At 43.6% G+C, this 2,705-nt stretch carries 3 protein-coding genes; 1 reads left to right on the top strand and 2 read right to left on the bottom strand.

Going from position 1 to position 2,705, the window contains the following annotated elements:
- Both ytpR and pheS read right to left on the bottom strand, forming a co-directional pair.
- Positions 1–1,199 (bottom strand): YtpR family tRNA-binding protein (gene ytpR / locus JZU62_RS02675; protein ID WP_365956279.1); only part of this gene is annotated, 1,199 nt, incomplete at its 3' end.
- On the bottom strand, positions 1,196–2,188 hold the full coding sequence (pheS, locus tag JZU62_RS02670) for a phenylalanine--tRNA ligase subunit alpha (RefSeq protein ID WP_295011643.1): 993 nt from the start codon (positions 2,186–2,188) through the stop codon (positions 1,196–1,198). The genes ytpR and pheS, both read right to left, overlap by 4 nt.
- Positions 2,189–2,348: 160 nt before the next feature.
- Here pheS and JZU62_RS02665 point away from each other — a divergent pair, with 160 nt between their 5' ends.
- Positions 2,349–2,705 carry a histidine triad nucleotide-binding protein gene (locus JZU62_RS02665; RefSeq protein WP_295011641.1) on the top strand — a complete coding sequence of 119 codons (357 nt, stop codon included), beginning with the start codon at positions 2,349–2,351 and terminating at the stop codon, positions 2,703–2,705.

Below are 2,705 nucleotides of genomic sequence, written 5' to 3'. Positions count from 1 at the left end.
TCCGCTTCAACCATACTGATAAGACGTGGTTCGTATGAACTGTTAAGCTCAATATATCCACCATACACTTGCGACGTTGAGTATTTTTCAAACAACTCAGCCGCATATCGGGTTCCGATACTAATAGTTGGTTCGCTTCCGCGAGAGGTACGATAATAATGAGGACAACTCGGGATTTTTTTCTCCCCCATTTGTTTAGAAATCACATCGGGAGCAATATAGCTCGCTTCGATCACTACCAACCCTTCTTGCGCAGTAAAATGAGCTTCTTTTTCTTGGGAAACACCGATAACGGCAACTTTCTCTTTCCCATACAACGCTGCATACCCGTTTTCATCACTTTGAAGGGTAATAACCCCTTTATTCTCTGCATCCCCGAATTTTTCAAACGGATAGGCTCGTAAAATAACCCCTGTGCTGTGAGTTGCATAGAGCAATATAGCATCGACAGCTGTTGCATAAACTCCTTCGATAATCGCTAAACGAAGTGCGATGATAAAAGGGATACTTAGTTCTTTAACCTCTACCGCTCCGAATAACAAATCAGAATTAAACGTTTCAGTATGGTGAAGTTGCAAGATACGCCCGATACCCAAGCGATTTTCTTGAGTCTCCTTCGTATTTTTTTCTCTCAAAGGACGGGACAATGCTGCACGTAAATCACGCGCAACCCCATGAATACTGAGGCAATCTCCACGATTGGCGGTTAGTTCGATCTCGATTACATCGTCATTGAACGCAGAATACTCATTAAGATTTTTTCCAAGCACCAATTCACCGATACTCGCATCGAGGATCATTATCCCCTCACCCATCGACGGCAAACTGATCTCTTTTGCGGAGCAGATCATCCCATGCGAATCAACACCGCGAAGTTTTGCCTCTTTGATTTTAAGACCGCCGGGAAGTTCTGCACCGACAGTCGCCAATGCAATATGAATCCCCTCACGAACATTCGACGCACCGCATACGATTTGACGCACGTCACTGCCGACGTTAACTTGGCAAACGTTTAGCTTATCCGCATCAGGATGTTTTTCACACTTCTCAACGAATCCTACAACCACACCGTCCGCAACACGGATCACTTCGTGAGCATCGACTTCCAAACCGATCGCATTAAACGTTTTACATAACTCTTCCGCGCTGATGCCGTCGAGATCGATCCACTCATTTAACCAATTTTTTGTAACGATCATCTAAACTGCTCCAATAATCTCGTATCTCCCTCAAACAATGAGCGCAAATCACCGATTCGGTGAATCAACATCGCAAAACGCTCAACCCCAAGCCCGAACGCATACCCGCTAACATTCTCATATCCAACCGCTTTAAAAACATTCGGATCGACGATACCGCATCCGAGCACTTCGAGCCAACCGGTTTTAGAGCAGACACGACACCCCTCACCGCCGCAAAAAATACAACTAATATCGACTTCGGCTGATGGTTCCGTAAACGGGAAAAAGCTTGGACGAAAACGAACTTCGACATCGCCGAACATAGTTTTCAAAAAATCTTCGAGGATAAATTTGAGATTAGCAAAGGAGACTTTCCCTGCCTCTTCGACAACCAATCCCTCAACCTGATGAAACATCGGCGTATGGGTAATATCATAATCTCGACGGAAAACAGCACCCGGAGCAATCATACGAATCGGAGGCTTAGTAGAGAGCATCGTACGGATCTGTACCGGAGAGGTATGGGTACGCAATAACATCGAGTCTTTAAAATAAAAAGTATCCTGCATATCGCGAGCCGGATGGTATTTAGGGAGATTCAACGCTTCGAAGTTGTGAAAATCGTCTTCCACCATCGGACCCGTTTGTACCGAGAAGTTCATCGCAACGAAATACTCTACGATTCGATCCATCGTCTCCATCACAGGGTGAAGCGATCCACGTTCTGTAGTGGCGGAGTAAAGACTCACATCAATCGCTTCTGCCCTCATCGTCGCTTGCAAATGTTCCATTGCCAAAAAGAGTTTACGATCAAGCAACAGAGCGTTCAATCCCTCTTTATGGATATTTAATTCTTTGGCAAATGTCCCCTTTTCAGCATCAGGAATATCTTTCATACGGGCAAACTCAGCGTTCATTATCCCTTTTTTTCCGAAAACGGCGATTCGTATCTCTTCGATTTTATCAATCGTATCGGCCGATTTTATAGCGTCATACCACTCTTGCAAAATAGAGTCTCCATTGTGATTTTCTGAAAGCTTTAAAAATAGATCTTTACACTTTTATGAAAGGGCTTTCAATTTAGGGGATATTGTAGTCAAATCTCTTTTATAAATAGCTTCAAGCGATCTTCCATGTGCTACAATAGCATAAAAAAAGAGGTTTAAAATGTGCATTTTTTGCAAAATAGTCAATAAAGAAATTCCCTCAAATACGGTCGCTGAAAACGAAGAATTTTATGCGTTTCACGATATCAATCCCAAAGCGCCTGTTCATGTTTTAGTAATCCCGAAAGTTCATTATCAAAGTTTTAACGATATTCCGGGGGATGTGATGGGAAGAATGGCGACGTTTATGCAAGAGGTCGCCCAAATGTGCAGCATCGATGAAAGCGGCTACCGTATAATCAGTAATATCGGTGAAAACGGAGGGCAAGAGGTAGGGCATCTGCACTTCCATATCCTTGGCGGAGCAAAACTCAAATGGGGTCATTTTGCTGACGCTGATCCTAAGGATTTCTTTTAA

The organism is Sulfuricurvum sp. (genome assembly GCF_019163035.1).
Taxonomy (GTDB): Bacteria; Campylobacterota; Campylobacteria; order Campylobacterales; family Sulfurimonadaceae; genus Sulfuricurvum.
This window is presented reverse-complemented; position numbering and strand designations above follow the sequence as displayed.